General features: G+C 70.3%; 21 protein-coding genes. 11 read left to right on the plus strand and 10 right to left on the minus strand.

The window, feature by feature from the left end:
* Nucleotides 1-35: 35 nt before the first annotated feature.
* Nucleotides 36-776, minus strand: a complete 741-nt coding sequence (locus tag IG08_RS0140780) for a FadR/GntR family transcriptional regulator (protein ID WP_030615341.1) — start codon at nt 774-776, stop codon at nt 36-38.
* A gap of 113 nt (nt 777-889) precedes the next feature.
* On the opposite strand from IG08_RS0140780, the gene IG08_RS0140785 reads away from it, so the two are divergent.
* Genes IG08_RS0140785 through IG08_RS0140800 form a run of 4 tightly spaced genes read left to right on the plus strand, consistent with a single transcriptional unit; the run spans nt 890 to nt 4,897 of the window.
* Nucleotides 890-1,927: an ABC transporter ATP-binding protein gene (locus IG08_RS0140785; protein ID WP_030615343.1), complete on the plus strand. Its 1,038-nt coding sequence runs from the start codon at nt 890-892 to the stop codon at nt 1,925-1,927.
* A gap of 44 nt (nt 1,928-1,971) precedes the next feature.
* Complete coding sequence (locus IG08_RS0140790) at nt 1,972-3,177, plus strand: ABC transporter substrate-binding protein (RefSeq protein WP_030615345.1); 1,206 nt, start codon at nt 1,972-1,974, stop codon at nt 3,175-3,177.
* Nucleotides 3,178-3,181: 4 nt separating this feature from the next.
* Nucleotides 3,182-4,072: an ABC transporter permease gene (locus IG08_RS0140795; RefSeq protein ID WP_030615356.1), complete on the plus strand. Its 891-nt coding sequence runs from the start codon at nt 3,182-3,184 to the stop codon at nt 4,070-4,072.
* Nucleotides 4,073-4,081: 9 nt separating this feature from the next.
* A complete protein-coding gene (locus IG08_RS0140800) occupies nt 4,082-4,897 on the plus strand; it encodes an ABC transporter permease (RefSeq protein ID WP_030615360.1) in 816 nt (271 codons plus the stop codon).
* A 43-nt stretch (nt 4,898-4,940) separates the two neighbouring features.
* On the opposite strand, the gene IG08_RS0140805 is transcribed toward IG08_RS0140800, so the two are convergent.
* A complete protein-coding gene (locus IG08_RS0140805; protein ID WP_030615362.1) occupies nt 4,941-6,353 on the minus strand; it encodes an aminopeptidase P family protein in 1,413 nt (470 codons plus the stop codon).
* Nucleotides 6,354-6,425: 72 nt separating this feature from the next.
* Between IG08_RS0140805 and IG08_RS0140810 the strand changes: the two genes are divergently transcribed.
* From IG08_RS0140810 to IG08_RS0140835, 6 genes are all read left to right on the plus strand, one after another.
* Nucleotides 6,426-7,583 (plus strand): NAD(P)/FAD-dependent oxidoreductase, encoded by a 1,158-nt coding sequence (locus IG08_RS0140810; RefSeq protein WP_030615370.1) that lies wholly within the window; start codon nt 6,426-6,428, stop codon nt 7,581-7,583.
* The gene (locus tag IG08_RS0140815) at nt 7,580-7,882 is read left to right on the plus strand and encodes a (2Fe-2S)-binding protein (protein ID WP_030615373.1); all 303 of its coding nucleotides are present in this window, start codon (nt 7,580-7,582) and stop codon (nt 7,880-7,882) included. The genes IG08_RS0140810 and IG08_RS0140815 overlap by 4 nt, the downstream gene beginning before the upstream one ends.
* The gene (locus IG08_RS0140820) at nt 7,875-9,272 is read left to right on the plus strand and encodes an NAD(P)/FAD-dependent oxidoreductase (RefSeq protein WP_030615376.1); all 1,398 of its coding nucleotides are present in this window, start codon (nt 7,875-7,877) and stop codon (nt 9,270-9,272) included. Before IG08_RS0140815 ends, IG08_RS0140820 begins: the two co-directional genes overlap by 8 nt.
* A 99-nt stretch (nt 9,273-9,371) precedes the next feature.
* Nucleotides 9,372-10,268, plus strand: a complete 897-nt coding sequence (locus IG08_RS0140825) for a dihydrodipicolinate synthase family protein (RefSeq protein WP_030615379.1) — start codon at nt 9,372-9,374, stop codon at nt 10,266-10,268.
* A gap of 38 nt (nt 10,269-10,306) precedes the next feature.
* Complete coding sequence (locus tag IG08_RS0140830; protein ID WP_030615382.1) at nt 10,307-11,308, plus strand: proline racemase family protein; 1,002 nt, start codon at nt 10,307-10,309, stop codon at nt 11,306-11,308.
* Between the two features lie 154 nt (nt 11,309-11,462).
* Entirely contained in the window at nt 11,463-12,152 is a 690-nt protein-coding gene (locus IG08_RS0140835) for a GntR family transcriptional regulator (RefSeq protein WP_030615385.1), read from the plus strand.
* A 28-nt stretch (nt 12,153-12,180) separates the two neighbouring features.
* Here IG08_RS0140835 and IG08_RS0140840 read toward each other — a convergent pair whose 3' ends face one another.
* From IG08_RS0140840 to IG08_RS0140855, 4 genes are read right to left on the minus strand one after another with little or no spacing between them, the layout of a single operon-like run.
* On the minus strand, nt 12,181-12,990 hold the full coding sequence (locus IG08_RS0140840; RefSeq protein ID WP_030615388.1) for an ABC transporter ATP-binding protein: 810 nt from the start codon (nt 12,988-12,990) through the stop codon (nt 12,181-12,183).
* Between the two features lie 20 nt (nt 12,991-13,010).
* The gene (locus tag IG08_RS0140845) at nt 13,011-13,790 is read right to left on the minus strand and encodes an ABC transporter permease (protein WP_030615391.1); all 780 of its coding nucleotides are present in this window, start codon (nt 13,788-13,790) and stop codon (nt 13,011-13,013) included.
* Nucleotides 13,787-14,560 carry an ABC transporter permease gene (locus IG08_RS0140850; protein ID WP_030615394.1) on the minus strand — a complete coding sequence of 258 codons (774 nt, stop codon included), beginning with the start codon at nt 14,558-14,560 and terminating at the stop codon, nt 13,787-13,789. The genes IG08_RS0140845 and IG08_RS0140850 overlap by 4 nt, the downstream gene beginning before the upstream one ends.
* Entirely contained in the window at nt 14,557-15,528 is a 972-nt protein-coding gene (locus IG08_RS0140855) for an ABC transporter substrate-binding protein (RefSeq protein ID WP_030615397.1), read from the minus strand. Before IG08_RS0140855 ends, IG08_RS0140850 begins: the two co-directional genes overlap by 4 nt.
* Before the next feature lie 190 nt (nt 15,529-15,718).
* On the opposite strand from IG08_RS0140855, the gene IG08_RS0140860 reads away from it, so the two are divergent.
* The gene (locus IG08_RS0140860) at nt 15,719-16,597 is read left to right on the plus strand and encodes an IclR family transcriptional regulator domain-containing protein (protein ID WP_043456420.1); all 879 of its coding nucleotides are present in this window, start codon (nt 15,719-15,721) and stop codon (nt 16,595-16,597) included.
* Here IG08_RS0140860 and IG08_RS0140865 read toward each other — a convergent pair.
* The 4 genes from IG08_RS0140865 to IG08_RS63165 form a co-directional block, all read right to left on the minus strand.
* Nucleotides 16,512-17,450: a PDR/VanB family oxidoreductase gene (locus IG08_RS0140865; protein WP_030615403.1), complete on the minus strand. Its 939-nt coding sequence runs from the start codon at nt 17,448-17,450 to the stop codon at nt 16,512-16,514. The genes IG08_RS0140860 and IG08_RS0140865 overlap by 86 nt on opposite strands.
* Nucleotides 17,447-17,632 (minus strand): hypothetical protein, encoded by a 186-nt coding sequence (locus IG08_RS0140870; protein ID WP_030615405.1) that lies wholly within the window; start codon nt 17,630-17,632, stop codon nt 17,447-17,449. Before IG08_RS0140870 ends, IG08_RS0140865 begins: the two co-directional genes overlap by 4 nt.
* Nucleotides 17,629-18,693, minus strand: coding sequence for an aromatic ring-hydroxylating oxygenase subunit alpha (locus tag IG08_RS0140875; RefSeq protein WP_030615409.1), 1,065 nt, complete (start codon nt 18,691-18,693; stop codon nt 17,629-17,631). Before IG08_RS0140875 ends, IG08_RS0140870 begins: the two co-directional genes overlap by 4 nt.
* Before the next feature lie 337 nt (nt 18,694-19,030).
* Entirely contained in the window at nt 19,031-19,588 is a 558-nt protein-coding gene (locus IG08_RS63165; RefSeq protein ID WP_078655930.1) for an MmyB family transcriptional regulator, read from the minus strand.
* Nucleotides 19,589-19,723 lie beyond the last annotated feature (135 nt).

The raw sequence follows: 19,723 nt of genomic DNA on the forward strand, positions 1-19,723 counted from the left end.
CCCTCCAGCGGACGGGGACCGTACAAGCGGTACGGCTACAGCGTCAGTCGCAACGCGATGAGCCGCGCCGTCGACTCCTGCACGCACCGCTCGGCCAGCTCCCTGGCCGATTCGTGGGCCCCATCCTGCACGGCCGAGATTACGGAGTGGTGACGGTCCGCCACCTCTTCACGATATTCGTCGTCGCCGAGCACAAGGCACAGCATTGCCCCGACCTCCGTCTGTAGCGCGACCTGCTCCCGGGTGAGCCGGGCCGACTGCGCGGCGGCAGCGAGCTCCACGTGGAAACGGCCATACACGCGACTGCGCGCCGCCGCGCCCGTCGCCCGCCCCAACTCATCGGCCGTACGCCGCAGTTGTACGAGGTCCTCGGGCTCCGTGCGCTCGGCGGCGAGCCGGGCCGCCGTACCGGACAGGGCGGCCCAGTGGTCGCCGAGGTCGCGCAGTTCCTCGGTGCTCCAGCCGCGTAGGCGGACCTTGAGGCGCTCTTCGCCGGGGACCTCGGGCAGGGAGACGAAGGAGCCGCCGCCGCGGCCCCGTCGGGTGGTGACCAGCCCCTGCTGGCGCAGGGCCATCAGTGCCTCCCGCAGGGTCACCGTGGACACGCCGAGCTGGCCCGCCAGTTCGCTCTCGCCGGGCAGCTGCTCCCCGTCGGCGAGCAGCCCGAGCTCGATGGCGTCGCCGATCCTGCGCACGACCGTGTCGACGCGCGCCCGGCTGTCGACCGGGGCGAAGACGGCCCTGCGGGCGCCGCCGTTGATGTGCTGCTGCTTCACGGCCACCACCTTGCACGTTGACTCAAGCTTTACCCTAAGGGGGCCTTGAGATTTGAACTATGACTTCATATGTTTTCGTGCAACGTACGAGAACGCCAGAAAGGTTCCCGCCCATGGAGGGAAGCGCGATCCGGCTGCGCGAACTGCGGAAGTCGTTCGGGGAGACGACCGCCGTGGCCGGCGTCGACCTGGAGATCCGGGACGGGGAGTTCTTCTCGATGCTCGGCCCGTCCGGATCGGGCAAGACGACCGTGCTCCGCCTGATCGCCGGCTTCGAGGCCCCCACCGGAGGCCGGATCGAACTCGCCGGGCAGGACGTCACCGGCCTCGCCCCCTTCGAACGGGACGTCCACACCGTCTTCCAGGACTACGCCCTGTTCCCGCACATGACCGTGGAGCAGAACGTCGCCTACGCCCTCAAGGTCCGCAAGGTGCCGAAGGCGGAGCGGCTGGTGCGGGCCCGCAAGGCCCTCGCCGAGGTGCGGCTGGAGGGCTTCGGTAAGCGGCGGCCCGCTCAGCTCTCCGGTGGGCAGCGCCAACGCGTCGCCCTCGCCCGGGCGTTGGTCGGCCGCCCCGGCGTGCTCCTGCTCGACGAACCGCTCGGCGCCCTCGATCTCAAGCTGCGCGAGGAGATGCAGGTCGAACTCAAGGCCATCCAGCGCGAGGTCGGCATCACCTTCGTGCTGGTCACCCACGACCAGGAGGAGGCCCTGACGATGAGCGACCGCGTCGCCGTCTTCCACCGGGGCCGCATCGAACAGGTCGGCACCCCCGCCGAGATCTACGAACGCCCCGCGACCCCGTTCGTGGCGTCCTTCGTCGGCACCTCCAACCTTCTCGAAGGGGAGTCCGCCCACCGGATCGTCGGCACCCCCGGCACCTACAGCATCCGCCCCGAGAAGATCCGCGTCCTGAAGGAGTCCGCCGAGGCCGACGAGCCGGAGCACTCCACCGCCACCGGCACCGTCGCCGAGGTCGTCTATCTGGGAGACGTGACCCGTTTCCTGGTCGACCTGGACGCCGGCGGCCGCCTCACCGCCCTCCAGCAGAACCTGGAGACCTCCTCCGAGGACGTGGCCGCCTACCGCGGCACCCGAGTGCGATTGCAATGGCACCGACGGCACGCCGTCGCCGTGCCCGTTCCCGACTGACCGTGCTTGTTCCCACCCGTCCCGCCCCGCTCGTCCGCTCACGTATGGAGAACGTCGTGCGCCTCACCCTCAAAGCGGCTGCAGCCGCCGCACTGCTCCTCGTCGCCACCGCCTGCGGATCCTCCGACGGTGGCAGTGAATCCTCGGCCACCGGCCTCAACCCGCCCGATCTCAAGGCACCGACGAAGCTCGGCGCGACCGAGGGCCAGGTCAACCTGATCGCCTGGGCCGGCTATGTCGAGGACGGCTCCAACGACCCCGAGGTCGACTGGGTCAGCGACTTCGAGAAGCAGACCGGCTGTCAGGTCAACTCCAAGACCGCCGCCAGCTCCGACGAGATGGTCAAGCTGATGAAGACCGGCCAGTACGACGCGGTCTCCGCCTCCGGCGACGCCTCCCTGCGCCTCATAGCCTCCGGCGACGCCGCCCCCGTCAACACCGACCTTGTGCCGAACTACAAGGACATCTTCAGCGGCCTGAAGGACGGCAACTGGAACTCTGTCGACGGCCAGATGTACGGCGTCCCGCACGGCAGGGGCGCCAACCTGCTGATGTACAACACCGAGAAGGTCACCCCGGCGCCGACCTCCTGGGCCGCGGTCTTCGACGACGCGTCCCGGTACAAGGGCCACGTCACCGCGTACGACTCACCGATCTACATCGCCGACGCGGCGCTGTACCTGAAAGCGACCAAGCCCGACCTCGGCATCAAGGACCCCTACGCCCTCGACCAGAAGCAGTTCGACGCGGCCGTGGACCTGCTGAAGCAGCAGAACGCGAACGTCGGCGAGTACTGGAGCGACTACCTCAAGGAGATCTCCGCCTTCAAGAGCGGTGACTCCGTGGTCGGCACCACCTGGCAGGTCATCGCGAACCTCACCGCCGACGAGGGTGCCAAGGTCAAGGCCTTCGTGCCCAAGGAGGGTTCGACCGGCTGGTCCGACACCTGGATGGTCTCGGCCAAGGCCAAGCACCCCAACTGCGCCTACAAGTGGCTCGACTGGATCGTCTCGCCGAAGGTCAACGCCCAGGTCGCCGAGTACTTCGGCGAGGCTCCTGCCAACACCAAGGCGTGCGAGCTGACCAGTGACAAGGACTTCTGCACGACCTACCACGCGAGCGACGAGAGCTACTGGAAGAACATCGCCTTCTGGAACACGCCCATCGAGCAGTGCCTGGACGGCCGCACCGACGTCAAGTGCGTGCCGTACGCCAAGTGGGTCCAGGCCTGGACCGAGATCAAGGGCTGAGGTCATGGCCGTGGCTTCCGAGGCCGTCGGGCGGGGGACCGTCCGGCGGCTCGCCGGGGCACTGCACCGCCACCCCCGGCTGCGGCTGTCCCTGCTGCTGACCGCCCCGCTGCTGTGGCTGGCCGTGCTCTACCTCGGCTCGCTCGCCGTGCTGTTCGTCTCCGCGTTCTGGACGACGAACTCCTTCACCTCCGAGGTGGTGAAGGTCTGGTCGACCGACAACTTCCGTGAGCTGTTCACCACGCCCGTGTTCCGGCAGGTGATATTGCGCAGTGTGGGCGTGGCCCTGGCGGTCACCGCCCTGTGCGCCGTGATCGCGTTCCCGCTCGCCTTCTACACGGCCCGGGTCGCGAAGCCGAAGTGGCGGCCGCTGCTGGTGGTCGCCATCCTCACCCCGTTGTGGGCGAGTTACCTGGTCAAGGTGTACGCGTGGCGGCTGATCCTCTCCGAGGGCGGGCTCGCCGACTGGATGCTGAAGCCGTTCGGGCTGAGCGGGCCGGGCTTCGGACTCCCGGCGGCGGTGCTGACGCTGACGTACCTCTGGCTGCCGTACATGGTCCTGCCGATCCACACGGCTCTGGAGCAGCTGCCCGCCAACTTGCTCGACGCGTCCGCGGACTTGGGCGCGCGGGCCTGGCGGACCTTCCGGTCGGTCGTGCTGCCGATGGTGCTGCCGTCCGTCGCCGCCGGGTCGATCTTCACGTTTTCGCTGAGCCTCGGCGACTACATCACGGTGCAGATCGTCGGCGGCAAGACCCAGCTGATCGGCAACCTCGTGTACTCCAACATCGAACTCAACCTGCCGATGGCCGCCGCGCTGGGCACCGTGCCCGTGGTGGTGATCGTGCTGTATCTGCTGGCGATGCGCCGTACCGGTGCGCTGAGCAGCCTCTAGGAGTCAGCCGTGCAACTCTCCCGTTCCGCGCGTATCGCACTGCGCGTCGCCGCCGGGTTCGGCTTCGCGGTGATCTACGTCCCGCTCGTGCTCGTCCTCGTGAACTCGTTCAGCCCCGACCGGAGTGCGAGCTGGCCGCCGCCGGGGTTCACCCTGCACTGGTGGTCGGTCGCCTGGGACAACTCCGGTGCCCGCGAGGCACTTTGGGTCTCGGTGAAGGCGGGCCTCGGCGCCACCGCCATCGCCCTGGTCCTCGGCACGCTGATCGCCTTCGCCGTCGCCCGGCACCGCTTCTTCGGCCGCGACGCCATCTCGTTCGTGGTCGTCCTGCCGATCGCGCTGCCCGGCATCGTCACGGGCATCGCGCTCAACTCGGCGTTCAGTACGGTACTTGAGCCCCTGGGCGTCGGCCTCGGCCTGTTCACGGTGGTCGTCGGCCACGCCACCTTCTGCATCGTCGTCGTGTTCAACAACGTCGTCGCCCGGCTGCGGCGCACGTCCGGCTCCTACGAGGAAGCGGCGATGGACCTCGGTGCGCACACCTTCCGCGCCTTCGTGGACGTCACCTTCCCGCTGGTGCGCTCGGCCCTGCTGGCGGGCGGACTGCTCGCCTTCGCGCTCTCCTTCGACGAGATCGTGGTGACCACGTTCACCGCCGGGCCCGGTGTCGAGACCCTGCCCATCTGGATCTTCAACAACATGACACGGCCTCAGCAGGCGCCGGTGGTGAACGTGGTGGCGGCTGTCCTCGTCCTGCTCTCCGTGATTCCGATCTACGTCGCCCAGCGGCTGTCGGCCGACACGGCGACGGGGAGCCGGGTCTGACGAGGGGTCACCCAAGGCTCGGGGTGACCCCAGGCCGTGGGGTTCAGCCCGTGAACTCCCGCATCCACGCCTCGACTTCGTCGGCGGAGCGCGGAAGCGCCGCCGACAGGTTCTCGTGCCCGTCCGCCGTCACCAGCAGGTCGTCCTCGATCCGGACGCCGATGCCCCGCCACTCCTCGGGCACCGTCAGGTCGTCGGGCTGGAAGTACAGGCCCGGCTCGACGGTGAGACACATACCGGGCTCCAGGACGCCGTCGACGTACTCCTCGTTGCGGGCCTCGGCGCAGTCGTGGACGTCGAGGCCGAGCATGTGCCCGGTGCCGGCCATCGTGAACCGACGCTGCAGCCCCAGCTCGTACGCCCGGTCGGCCGGGCCCTCGATGAAGCCCCACTCCACGAGCCGCTCGGCCATCGACCGCTGGGCCGCCTCGTGGAAGTCGCGGTAGTGGGCGCCGGGCTTGACCGCCGCCATGCCGGCCTCCTGGGCCGCGTACACGGCGTCGTAGACCTCGCGCTGGACGGGGGAGAAGGTGCCGTTGATCGGGAGCGTGCGGGTGACGTCGGCCGTGTAGAGGGTGCGGGTCTCAACTCCCGCGTCCAGCAGGAGGAGTTCGCCGGGGCGGACCGGGCCGTCGTTGTCGGTCCAGTGCATGATCGTCGCGTGTTCGCCGGCCGCGGCGATGGTGCCGTAGCCGACGTGGTTGCCCTCGACGCGGGCCCGGCGGAAGAAGGTGCCCTCGATCCACCGCTCCGAGGTGGCGACCGCCTGTGACAACTCCCGTACGACGTCGGTGAATCCACGCACCGTGGAGTCCACCGCGCGGCGCATCTCACCGATCTCCCACTCGTCCTTGATGAGGCGGAGACCGGACACGGCCTCCTCGAGAGCGGCGTCCCGCTCCTCGTCGGTGCCGAGCGAGGCCTCCAGCTCCGGGTCGACGCCCCGGACGATCCGTGTGGGAGCGGGTGAGGACTTCGCCAGGTCCTCGGCGATGGTCCCTATGTCGCGGCACGGCAGGCCGAGCACCAGCTCCGACTCGGCGAGCGTGCGACGGCGGCCCATCCAGAGTTCGGCGGTGTATCCCGTCCAGAACTCGTCGCTGTCCCGGCTGTCGCGGGGCATCTGGTAGCAGTGCGCGTCATGGCCGCCGTCGGGGCGGGGCTCAAGGACCAGGGCGCCGTCGCGGGCCTGGTCGCCCGGCAGGTGGACATAGCCCGAGTACGGGCGGAACGGGTGGGGGGTGTCGTTCGAGCGGACCTTGAGACCCCCGGACGGCACGACCAGCCGCTCGCCCGGGAAGAGGGCGGAGAGCGCGGCACGGCGGCGGGCCGCGTAGGGCGCCTGCTCGGTCGGCTGCAGATCCGTGCGCTCGGTGTCGGCCCAGCCCGTCCGCATCAGAGCGGACAGCTCGGCCGAGATTCCTCGGTAGAGACCGTTCTTTCGGCCCTTGGCCACGTCAGGCACCTCTTCCGTTCTTCCGGGTGTGGGGACATTCCCAGCTAGAGAAGCATGTGACATAGTACTGTCGTGAGCAAGCGACTGACCTGCGATGTCGTGGTCGTCGGAGCCGGAATGGTGGGCGCGGCCTGCGCCCTGTACGCGGCCCGGGCGGGCCTCGACGTGATCCTCGTCGACCGTGGCCCGGTGGCCGGCGGCACGACCGGCGCCGGCGAGGGCAACCTCCTGGTCTCCGACAAGGAGCCCGGCCCGGAGCTGGACCTCGCCCTCCTGTCGGGCCGCCTCTGGGCGGACCTCGCCGGGGAGCTCGGCGAGGCCGTCGAGTACGAGGCCAAGGGCGGCGTGGTCGTCGCCTCGTCCCCGGGCGGGCTCGCGGCCCTGGAGCGGTTCGCCGAGGAGCAGCGCACAGCCGGGGTCGTCGCCCGAACCGTCGTAGGCGACGAGCTGTACGACCTCGAACCCCACCTGGCCCCCGGCCTGCCGGGCGCCGTCCACTACCCCCAGGACTGCCAGGTGATGCCGGCCCTGGCCGCCGCCCACCTCGTCCGCGCCTCGGGCGCCCGCCTGCTCACCGGCCGGACCGTGACGGACGTACTGCTCACGCCGGACGGCGCCGTGCGCGGCGTCCGCACCGACCAGGGCGACATCCACACCCCGGTGGTCGTCAACGCGGCCGGCACCTGGGGCTCGGAACTGGCCGCGCTCGCGGGAACCCGCCTCCCCGTGCTCCCGCGGCGCGGCTTCGTCCTGGTCACCGAACCGCTCCCGCGCATGGTGCGGCACAAGGTGTACGCCGCCGATTACGTGGCCGACGTGGCCAGCGACTCGGCGGCACTGCAGACCTCGCCGGTCGTCGAGGGGACGGCCGCGGGGCCGGTGCTGATCGGCGCGAGCCGTGAGCGGGTCGGGTTCGACCGCTCCTTCTCGCTGCCGGTCGTCCGGTCACTGGCGGCCGGCGCGACCCGGCTGTTCCCCTTCCTGTCCGACGTCCGGGCCATGCGCGCCTACCTGGGCTTCCGCCCGTACATGCCGGACCACCTGCCCGCCATCGGCCCCGATCCCCGGGTCCCCGGGCTCCACCACGCCTGCGGTCACGAGGGCGCGGGCATCGGTCTCGCCACCGGCACCGGCCACCTGATCGCGCAGGCGCTGACCGCGAAGGCCCCCGACCTGGATCTGTCACCGTTCCGCCCCGACCGCTTCCCCGTCGCCGAGGAGTCCGCGTGAGATCCCCACTGGAACTGGCTGACGCCCGGCCGGGCCCGGCCTTCACGGTCACCCTCGACGGCCGGGAGATCGAGGCCCTGCCCGGGCAGACCGTCGCCGCCGCGCTCTGGACGGCCGGTGTCACCTCCTGGCGCACCACCCGGGGTGAGGGCCGCCCGCGCGGCATCTTCTGCGGCATCGGCGTCTGCTTCGACTGCCTGGTGACCGTCAACGACCGCCCCAACCAACGTGCTTGCCTGGTGCCATTGCACCCGGGCGACACGATCCGTACGCAGGAGGGGACGGGCCACGATGACTGAGCAGCCGCATCTCGCTGTGATCGGCGCGGGCCCGGCAGGCCTCGCCGCGACCGTCGCCGCCGCCTCCCACGGCGTACGCGTCACCCTGATCGACTCGGCCCCGGAAGCCGGCGGACAGTTCTACCGCCAGCCCGCCGCCGAACTGCGCGCCCGCCGCCCGCAGGCCCTGCACCACGAGTGGCGGACCTGGGAGCGACTCCGGGACGGACTGCGGACCCACGTCCAGGCAGGCGCCGTACGGCACTTCACGGACCATCACGTCTGGTACGTCGACCGCCGTGACACGCGCTTCACCGTGCACGCCCTGTTCGGCCCCGAGCAGGAGGAGCCGGTCGAGGTGCGCGCCGACGCCGTACTCCTCGCCACCGGCGGCTACGAGAAGGTACTGCCCTTCCCCGGCTGGACCCTCCCCGGAGTCGTCACCGCGGGCGGCGCCCAGGCCATGCTCAAGGGCACCCTCGCGGTGTCCGGACGCACGGCCGTCGTCGCCGGGACCGGCCCGCTGCTGCTGCCCGTGGCGACCGGACTCGCCGCGGCCGGCGTCGAGGTGGCCGCACTCGTCGAGTCCGCGGACCCCAAGGATTTCGTACGGCGGACCCGCGCGCTGGCGGCCCAGCCCGGCAAGGTCGCCGAGGGCGCCCAGTACGCCGCGCAGCTGCTCCGGCACCGGGTGCGCACCCTCGTCCACCACACCGTGGTCGAGGCGCACGGCGCCGAGCGGCTGGAGGCGGTCACCGTGGCCGCCCTCGACGCCGACGGGCGGGTCAGGCCCGGCACCGAGCGCCGTATCCCGTGCGACACGCTCGCCGTCGGGCACGGCATGCTCCCGCACACCGACCTCGCCGAGACCCTGGGCTGCCGCCTCGACGGGCTCGACGTCCACGTCGACGACGAGCAGCGCACCGACGTCCCCGGCGTCTGGGCCGCGGGCGAGACCACCGGCATCGGCGGCTCGGCCCTCTCCCTCGCCGAGGGGCACATCGCGGGCCGGTCCGCCGCCGCGCGCCTGCACGGCACCGAACCCGACCCGGGCGAGTGGGCGGCGGCCGCGAAGAGCCGTAGCCGACTGCGCGCGTTCTTCGCCGCGATCGACAGCGTGTACGCACCGCCAGCTCACTGGACCGAGCAGATCACCGACGACACCGTCGTCTGCCGCTGCGAGGAGGTCACCGGCGGCGCGATCCGCGAGGCCGTCGGGGAGCTCGGCGCCGGCGACGCGCGGACCGTGAAGCTGCTGACGCGGGCCGGGATGGGCTGGTGCCAGGGGCGGGTGTGCGGGCCGGCGGTCGCGGGGCTCGCCGGGTGCGAGCTCACGCCGTCCCGGCGGCCCTTCGCCCGGCCCGTGCCCCTCGGTGTGCTGGCTGCCGCCGGAGAACCCGAAGACGACTGATCACCCGGCCGAAGTCGACGGACCGTCGTGCGGGGCTGTCCGTTCACCCCTGCCAACCAGTAAAATGTCACACCCTATTGATGAGATGGGACCCAGCACATGACCACCACCGAGAACCGTCCCTGGCGCGGCGTCCTCGTCGCCACCGCCCTCCCGCTGAACGACGACCTCTCCGTCAACTACGAGAAGTTCGCCGACCACTGCACCTGGCTGGTCGAGAACGGCTGCGACGGCGTCGTACCGAACGGCTCCCTCGGTGAGTACCAGGTGCTCACCCCCGAGGAGCGCGCCAAGGTCGTCGAGACCGCCGTGGCCGCCATCGGCGGCGAGCGCGTGATGCCCGGCGTCGCCGCCTACGGCTCCGCCGAGGCCCGCCGCTGGGCGGAGCAGGCACGCGACGCCGGCTGCGCCTCCGTGATGCTGCTGCCGCCGAACGCCTACCGCGCCGACGAGCGCTCGGTGCTGGCCCACTACGCCGAGGTCGCCCAGGCGGGGCTCCCGGTCGTCGCGTACAACAACCCCATCGACACCAAGGTCGACCTCGTCCCGGAGCTGCTCGCCAAGCTGCACGCCGCGGGGTACATCCACGCCGTCAAGGAGTTCTCCGGCGACGTGCGCCGGGCCTACCAGCTCGCCGAACTCGCCCCGGAACTGGACCTGTTGATCGGCGCCGACGACGTCCTGCTGGAGCTGGCGATCGCGGGCGCCAAGGGCTGGGTGGCCGGCTACCCGAACGCGTTGCCCCGGGCGAGCGTCGACCTGTACCAGGCGGCCGTGAGCGGCGACCTCGACACCGCCAAGAAGCTGTACGAGCAGCTGCACCCGCTGCTGCGCTGGGACTCCAAGGTCGAGTTCGTGCAGGCCATCAAGCTGTCCATGGACATCGTCGGCCGCCACGGCGGTCCCGTCCGCCCGCCGCGCGTCCCGCTGCTGCCCGAGCAGGAGGCCGCGGTCCGTGCCGCCACCGAGAAGGCGGTCGCGGCCGGACTCGCCTGAGCAACCCCACCCGGTCTCCCACGTTCATCAGGAGCGTCATGCGCAGCAAACTCGTCCTGCACGCCGTCGACTCGCACACCGAGGGCATGCCGACCCGCGTGATCACCGGCGGCATCGGCACGATCCCCGGCGCGACCATGATGGAGCGGCGCCTGTACTTCCGTGAGCACCGCGACCACATCAAGCAGCTCCTGATGAACGAACCGCGCGGCCACTCCGCGATGAGCGGCGCCATCCTGCAGCCGCCCACCCGCCCGGACTGCGACTGGGGGGTCGTCTACATCGAGGTCTCCGGCTATCTGCCGATGTGCGGCCACGGCACCATCGGTGTGGCCACCGTGCTCGTGGAGACCGGCATGGTCGAGGTCGTCGAGCCGGTCACCACGATCCGGCTCGACACCCCGGCGGGTCTCGTCGTCGCCGAGGTCCAGGTGGAGGACGGCGCCGCGAAGAACGTCACCCTCAGGAACGTGCCGTCGTTCTCCGCCGGACTCGACCGCAAAATCACACTCGCCGACGGGCGGACGGTGACATATGACCTCGCATACGGCGGCAACTACTACGCCATCCTGCCGCTGGACGAGTTCGACCTGCCCTTCGACCGCTCCTGCAAGGACGACATCCTCAAGGCCGGCCTGTCCCTCATGGAGGCGATCAACGCCGAGGACGAGCCCGTCCACCCCGAGGACCCCGCCATCCGCGGCTGCCACCACGTCCACCTGATCGCCCCCGGCGCCACCGCCCGCCACTCACGGCACGCCATGGCGATCCACCCCGGCTGGTTCGACCGTTCACCCTGCGGCACCGGCACCAGCGCGCGCATGGCGCAACTGCACGCACGCGGCGAACTCCCCCTGAACACCGAGTTCGTGAACGAGTCCTTCATCGGGACCCGGTTCACCGGCCGGCTCCTCGACACCACCGAGGTCGCCGGCATCCCCGCCGTCCTGCCCAGCTTCACCGGCCGCGCCTGGATCACCGGCACCGCCCAGTACCTGCTCGATCCGACCGACCCGTTCCCGGCCGGATTCATCCTCTAGACCTGAGCGGCCTGGCCCTGGACTGCTGCACCCGCAGCCGGACTGTCACGATGCTCTCCGCCGCATAGATACTGGTGGTGCGTGACATTGCATACGGTGCCCAGCGCACCGCACGCAGCCGCACACCGCACGTGCCCGTACGAGGAGACAGCCCATGCCCGCCACCCAGCACAGCTCGCCTGCCGCCGCCCCGGCCCTGCCCATCCTGGGCGGCAAGAAGAGCAGCTACCGGGAACGGGTCGCGGACGCCCTGCGGGCCGCCTTGATCGCCGGTGAGCTGCTCCCCGGCGAGGTGTACTCGGCGCCGACGCTCGCCGCCCGCTTCGGCGTCTCGGCGACCCCGGTGCGCGAGGCGATGCTGGACCTGGCCAAGGAGGGCCTGGTCGACACGGTCCCCAACAAGGGCTTCCGGGTCACCGCCGTCTCCGAGAAGCAACTCGACGAGTACACCCACATCCGTGCGCTCGTCGAGATCCCGACCGTGGTGGAGCTGACCAGGACCGCCGACCCCGTCTCCCTGGAGGCACTGCGCCCGGCAGCCCGGGAGATCGTCCAGGCCGCGGCGTCCGGCGACCTCGTGGCGTACGTCGAGGCCGACACCCGCTTCCACCTCGGCCTGCTCGCCCTCGCCGGCAACGCCCACCTCGTCGACGTCGTCGGCGACCTGCGCAAGCGCTCGCGCCTCTACGGGCTCACCGCCCTGCTGGAGGCGGGCCGTCTGCTGGCCTCGGCCGAGGAGCACCTCGAACTCCTCGACGCACTGATCGCCCGCGACGAGAAGGCGGTCCACGAGGTCATGACCCGCCACATCGCACACGTCCGCGGCCTCTGGGCCGCCAAGTAGCCACACCCCGGCCGGCCCGTGGCCCGGCTCAGTGCGGCGGAGGCGTATCCGCCTTCACCGCGTCCTGAGGTGTCCCGCGTTTCGCCGCCTGGATCTGCTCGTACACATGGGTCCGCAGTTCGGCGAAGCGCGGGGCCACGCGCGTGTGCAACTGGTCCCGCTCGTCGGGCAGATCGACCTTCAGCTGCTCCTGCACGACCGTGGGGGAGGCGGAGAGCACGATCACCCGCTCGCCGAGGTACACGGCCTCGTCGATGTCGTGGGTGACGAACAGGATCGTGATCCCGCGCTCCCGCCACAGGCCCCGTACGAGATCTTCCAGATCGGCGCGGGTCTGCGCGTCGACCGCCGCGAACGGCTCGTCCATCAGCAGAACTTGGGGTTCGTACGCCAGCGCGCGGGCGATGGCGACCCGCTGCTGCATACCGCCGGACAGCTGCCAGGGGTAGGCGTCGGCGGCGTCCGCGAGCCCGACCGACTGGAGCGCGTCCGCGACCAGCTCTGGGCGCCGAGACCTGCTCACATCCTTCTGCTTCAAGGGGAGTTCGACGTTCTGGGCGACCCGCATCCAGGGGAACAGGCTGCGCCCGTACTCCTGGAAGACGAACGCCATCCCGGGCGGCGGACCGCTCACCTTCCGCCCCTCCAGGAGGACTTCACCGCCCGTCGGGGTGAGCAGTCCGCCCATGCACTTCAGCAGCGTCGTCTTGCCACAGCCCGACGGGCCGACGAGACAGACGAGTTCGCCCGCGTCGACGGTGAAGGTGAGGTCCCGCACCGCCTCCACCCGGCGGCCGGATCCCTCGTAGACCTTGTTCAGGCCGCGTACGTCGAGCATGGACCGCCCTTTCACGAGACTCACGGGGACCGCCGGGTCGAGGCGCGCAGGCCGTGGTACCAGGCGAGGACCCGCCGCTCGACCAGCTGGAAGACGACGGAGAGCAGGAAGCCGAGCAGGCCGAGGACGAGGATCCCGGTCCACATGTCGGGGACCGCGAAACTGCGCTGGAACTGGACGACGGTGAAGCCGATGCCGTTGCTGGCCGCGAACATCTCGCTGATGACCATCAGGATGATGCCGATGGACAGGGCCTGGCGCAGCCCCGCGAAGATCTGCGGGCTCGCCGAGCGCAGCACCACGTTCTTCAGGCGTGCCGCGCCCGTGATGCCGTAGGAGCGTGCGGTCTCCGCCATCACGGAGTCCACGGCCCGCACGCCCTCGACCGTGTTGAGCAGGATCGGCCAGACGCAGCCGCTCGCGATCACGGCGACCTTCATCGTGTCGCCGATGCCCGCGAACAGCATGATGACCGGCACCAGCACGGGCGGCGGCACCGCCCGCAGGAACTCCAGCACCGGTTCGCACACCGCCCGGACCCGCCGGTAGGAGCCGATGACCGTGCCGACCGCCACGCCCACCACGGCCGCCAGCGTGAAACCGGCGGTCAGGCGCCACATGCTCGGGAGCACGTCGTCGCGCAGCCGGTCGGCCGTCCACACGTCCGGGAAGGTCTGCAGGATCGTCCGCAGGGGCGGCCAGAACACGTTCGTACTGTCGTCGGACGCGAGCCACCAGACCGCGACCAGCAGCACGGGCAGGGCGAGCACGAAGAACAGCTGCAGCAGTACGCGCCTCACACCGCCACCTCCCCGCGCACCGACTGGTGCCAGGCCAGCGCCCGTCGCTCCACGGTACGCGCGCCCACGTTGATGAGCAGCCCCAAGATGCCGGTCACCACGATCAGCGCGTACATCTCGGGCACCGCCTGCGAGTTCTGGGCGACCGCGATGCGCGCGCCCAACCCCGGTGCGCCGATGACGAGTTCGGCGGTGATGGCGAGGATCAGCGCGACGGCCGCGGCCAGCCGGATCCCCGTCATCACGTACGGCAGCGCGGTCGGCCACAGCACGTGCCGGATCCGCGCCCACGTCCCGAGGCCGTACGACCGTGCCGTCTCCTCGGCGACCGGGTCGACGTCCTGGACGCCGTACAGGGTCTGGATGAGGACCTGCCAGAAGGAGGCGTAGACGACGAGCAACAGCACCGAGCGCAGTTCGGTGCCGTACAACAGCACTGCGAGGGGGATCAGTGCGACCGAGGGGATCGGGCGCAGGAACTCGATCGTGGAGGCCGTCGCCTGGCGCAGATACGGGACGACGGACAGGAGCACCCCGGCCACGATCCCCGCCGAGGCGGCGATCGTCAGACCGAGCGCCCAACCGGTGAGCGTGTCGCCGAGCGCCGTCCAGAAGGCGTCGTCGGAGAGCTCGTCCGCGAAGGCGCTCGCGATCCGGCTGGTCGGCGGGAAGTACGCCTCCCTGACGATGCCGAGCCGCGGCACCGCCTCGCCCAGGGCGAGGAAGGCCGTGAGTCCGGCGGCGCCCAGCGCCGCGTTCGTACCCCTCACGAGAGCAGCGCGTCCACGTCGGGGGTCTTCTTGAAGAGCCCGTCCTCCTCGCCCAGCTTCGCCAGCGCCTCGATGGAGGCCTTGTTCGGCTCGGCCGGCCACTTCGGGAGGGTCACCTGGGCCAGCACCGACGCCGGGATCTTCGTGTACGTGGTGACGATCTGGCGGACCTCGTCCGGGTGCGAGTCGGCGTAGGCGAGGGACTCGGCGGTGGCGTCCTGGAACTTCTTGACCTCGTCCGGGTGTTGCTGCATGTACTGCGTCGAGGTGAAGTACATGGCGACCGTGCAGTCCTTGGCGACGTCGACGATGGGCGTGGCGATCACGACGCCGCCCTGGCTCTTGACCGTGGCCTGCGCGGGCTCGACCACACTCGCGGCGTCGATCTGGCCGCTGTCGAGGGCCGCGGGCATCGCGTCGAAGGCGAGCTCGACGAAGTTCACCTTGTCGGGGTCGCCGCCGTCCTTGCGCACCGACTCGCGCACCGCGGTCTCGTTGATGTTCTTCAGGGAGTTGATGGCGACCTTCTTGCCCTCGAGCTCCTTCGGCGACTTGATCGGGCTGCCCTTCTTCACCATGAGCGCGCTGAAGTCCTTGCCCTCCACGCCGGTCGACGCGATGCCGTTGGCAACCGCCTTGATGGGAACGCCGGTTGACTGGGCGACCAGGAGCGAGGTCACGTTGGAGAACCCGAACTGGAACTGTCCGCTGGCCACTCCGGGCACGATCGCCGCACCGCCCGTCGCGGTGGACATCTCCAGTTTGAGTCCGTGTTTGCTGTAGAAGCCCTTTTTCTGGCCCAGATAGATGGGTGCGACGTCGACGATGGGGATGAGACCCAGTTTGACGGTGGTGATTCCGCCGGACGACTCCTTGTCGTCCGCGGCCCCCGAGTCGCCGGACGAGCCACAGGCCGACGCGGTGACCAGCAATGCTCCTGCCGCGAGTGCGGTGAGCAGACGACGCATGGCTCCTCCTGTGCAGACTTCGGTGTTCCGACAGGCTGTGCGCATACCGCACAGTGGTGCTCAGCGCGAAAGGTAGAGGTCCGGCGAGGCGGGGTCAATGCCTATGGCCAACAATATTGTTGACAGTTATCGAAATGTGCGTCTAGCCTACGGGGCCGGCGCACCGTGTGCGTTCCTTTCGGAGGCGACGATGCCTGCAGCAGACCGCGCGCCCCACTTCGTCCGATCGCTGGAACGCGGCCTCGCCGTCATCCGCGCCTTCGACGCCGACCACCCGGAACTGACGCTCAGTGAGGTCGCGCGCGCCTGCGGTCTGCCCCGCGCGGCGACCCGCCGCTTCCTGCTGACGCTGGCCGACCTCGGCTACGTCCGCGCGGGCGGCCGCACCTTCCGGCTGACCCCGCGCGTGCTGGAGCTCGGCTACTCCTACCTGTCGAGTTTCTCGCTGGCCCAGATCGCCGAACCGCATCTGGAGCAACTCGTCGACCGTACAAGGGAGTCGTCGTCCCTGTGCGTGCTCGACGGCGACGACATCGTCTACGTGGCCCGGGTGCCGGCCCGACGCATCATGACCGCGGCGATCACCGTCGGCACCCGCTTCCCCGCCTACGTCACCTCGGTGGGCCGGGTGATCCTCGCCCATCTGTCGGACGAGGAGATCGAACTGCGCCTCGCCCGTGCCGAGTTGCGTCCGCTCACCGCCCGCACGCTCGTCTCCGTCGAGCCGCTGCGGGCGGAACTGGAGCGGGTACGACGGCAGGGATACGCCGTTGTGGACCAGGAGTTGGAGGAGGGGCTGCGCTCGGTCGCCGCCCCGGTGCGTGACCGGGACGGCGAGGTGGTGGCGGCGGTCAACATCCCGGTGCAGGCGGGCCGCACCTCCCTCGCCTCGATCCGGCGGGACCTGCTGCCGCCCCTGCTGGAGACGGTCGCCGGGATCGAGGCCGACCTCGGGATGTCCACCGGTCTGTCTTCCGGTCTGTCTACAGGTCGAGGACGAGCCGCTTCCCCCGGCACCGGGACACGCAGATCATCATCGTCTCCCCGGCCTCCCGCTCCTCGTCCGTGAGGACGGAGTCCCGGTGGTCCGGCGTGCCTTCGAGGACGTCGGTCTCGCAGGTCCCGCAGGTGCCCTCGGTGCAGGAGAACAGCACCTCCACGCCGGAGGCGCGCACGGCGTCGAGCACGGAGACGTCCGTCGGGACGGTCACCGTCCTGCCGCTCTGCGCCAGCTCGACCTCGAACTCGGTGTTCTCGCCGGTCTCCTGCTCCTTCGGCGCGAACCGCTCCACATGCAGCACACCGGCCGGGCACCGCTCCTCGACCGCGTCCAGCAGCGGTCCGGGCCCGCAGCAGTAGACGAGCGTGCCCTCGGGGACGTCGTCGAGCACGGACGCCAGGTCCAGCAGCCCGCTCTCGTCCTGGGGAGCGACGGTGACGCGATCGCCGTAGCGGCTCAACTCCTCGGTGAAGGCAATGGAGTTGCGGGTCCGCCCGCCGTACAGCAGCGTCCACTCCGCGCCCGCGGCCTCGGCCGCCGCCAGCATCGGCAGGATCGGGGTGATGCCGATGCCGCCGGCGACGAAGCGGTAGCGGGGCGCGGGGTGCAGGGTGAAGTGGTTGCGCGGACCGCGCACCCGGACCTTGTCGCCCTGCCCCAACTGCTCGTGCACATGGGAGGATCCACCGCGCCCGTCCGGCTCGCGCAGCACGGCGATCCGCCAGGCGGTGCGATCGGCGGGGTCGCCGCACAGGGAGTACTGGCGCTCCAGTTCAGGACCGAGCACGACGTCGATGTGGGCGCCCGGCTCCCAGGCCGGGAGCTGCTCGCCCAGCGGGTGGCGCAGGGTGAGGGCGAGCACGCCGTCGGCCGCGGACTCCTTGCGGTCGACGACGAGTTCGGCTTCGTACACGTCACTCATGAGGTGTTTCCTTGCGGCTCGGATCCTTGCTGGGAGTGTCCGTTCGGGTGCGCGAGCATCCACTCCCACATCTCGATGGGGTCCTGCGAGGTGTGCTCGCGGCCGCAGTGACAGGTGCCGTGCAGCACGTCCGTGCCCGGCAGCCAGTCGATGCGGTAGACCTCCCCGGTGGGGCTGCTCACAGGACCTTCTCCACGGGCTTGTCGCCCTCCTCGACCAGCCGGGCGAGGATACGGCGCGCGGCGAGACCGCCGGTGTCGATGTTGATGCTCAGCTCCTGGTAGCCGGACCGCTCCGAACCGAGCGTCTTCTGCAGCAGGTTGAGCGCGTCGACGTCCTGCATGACGACGGTGTGGTTGTTGCCCCGCAGGAACTCGGTGACCTCGGCGTCGTCCGTCGCCCAGTCGCGCGAGACCATCCAGAAGTCGTACACCTTGCCGTCGGTCGAGGGCGTGATGGCGTACGTGATCTCGGTGTGGAAGCCGTTCGGGTCGCTGCCGTCGGCCTCGGGCAGGACGCCCACCGGCGCGATCCGGCTGTGCAGCAGATACAGGCAGGGCGCGTGGTACTCGATGTCCTGCCACCGCGTGATCCGGCCCTTGATGCCGGTCGACTTGGCGTAGAACGGCGGGCACTCGGCGTCGTCCATGTGCCGGCTCACCCGCACGATGCCCGCGCCCTCGTCGACCTCCGTGGTGATCGGCGTCTCGGCGACCTCGGGGGTGCCGATGTAGCCGCCGTGCAGATACGTCTCGTGGGAGAGGTCGAGGAGGTTGTCGACGAGGAGCCCGTAGTCGGCGTCGATGGGCTCCATGCCGCGCACGGTGGTCCAGCCGGGGGAGTCGAGGTGCTTGGCCCGCGGAATGGTGTCGTGGTCGGCGAGTGCGGCGTCGCCTATCCACACCCAGATCAGGGAGTCCTGCTCGACCACCGGGTAGGAGGCGACGCGGGCGGTGCGCGGGATGCGCTTCTGCCCGGGCACGTACACGCACGCGCCCGTCGTGTCGTACGTGAAGCCGTGGTAGCCGCACACGATCCGGTCCCCGTCGAGCCCGCTCTCGGAGAGCGGGAAGCGGCGGTGCACACAGCGGTCGTGCAGCGCGACGGGCGTCCCCTCGTCCTGTGTCCGGTAGAAGACGAGCGGCTCGCCGAGGATCGTCCGGCCGAGCAGCTCACGCCCGACCTCGTGGCTGTAGGCGGCGACGTACCACTGGTTCCTGGCGAAGGCGGTGGTGTGCGGCATCGTTGCGGCTCCCGTCTCTCTGTGATGGCGACATCGTCCGGAAGGGCGTCACGCAGGCGCAATACTGCTTCCGTCTCACGGAAGGGTCGATGTAAAAGGCCTGTTCAGAGGGTTGATCTGGATTCGCCTCGGTGTTCGACCCGAGTGGCCCGAGTGGAACGCGCAGCCGTGCTTTCTGTTCTTCGCCTACGACTCGTGTCGCTGCGGCTTCGATGAATTGCGACGAGTGGCTGATTCGGTGTCTCGGACGAGGTGACGCTGCGTCGGGCCGGCGTGGTCGAACCAGCGGCGCCGGCCGGCGCATCAGCAAGCTGGTGCCGGTGCCGGTGGTGTCGGATCAGCGTCCGAACTCCGGACTCCTCGGCAGCAGTTCACCGGCGAGCCGGGTCAGGTCCGAGGGATCGGGGAGATGCTCGACTTCTGCACAGGGCACGAGATCGTTGCCGAGGCCGAGGTCATCCGGCTTGCGCCGGTGGTGGCGTCTTGTCAGCCGGCCGGGCCATGCGTCTCTTCGGGGATTCGCGGCCCGCCGGCGGAGGTGCTGGTCCAGCTGGCGAGGATGTCCAGGGCTTCCGCGGAGGACGAGGCGGGTTCCGGGGTCAGGACGACGAGGGCTTTCGGCGAAGTCCGGGCTCTTGTCCCGTAGTTCGGCGATGAGCCGGCCGAGTCCCGGGGTGTCGGGGGCGGTGCCGGCGAGTGCGCGCAGCCGGGCGACGCAGCCGCGGATCTGGTTCTCCCAGTCGTCCGGGTGCAGGGCGCGGGCAGCCAGAAGCGAGCTGGGACCTTCCTGCGCGCCCCCTGAGCCTGGGTGCTCTCGCCGTCGTGAGGCTGCTGTCTGGGACGGATATGCGCCGTACTCGGAGAACGGCTCGCCGGAGCCCAGGGTCTGCCGCACACCGAGTGCGGCGGTGAGGGAGACCGTGCCGTGAAAGCCGCCAGGCCGCTGACGATGTTCTGCAGCTGGAAGTCGGGCCGACTCGTGGGCCGGGGATCCAGGAATTCCTGGATCCCCTTGGCGGGTGGACACAAT

This window comes from Streptomyces fulvoviolaceus (assembly GCF_000718165.1).
Taxonomy (GTDB): Bacteria; Actinomycetota; Actinomycetes; order Streptomycetales; family Streptomycetaceae; genus Streptomyces; species Streptomyces fulvoviolaceus.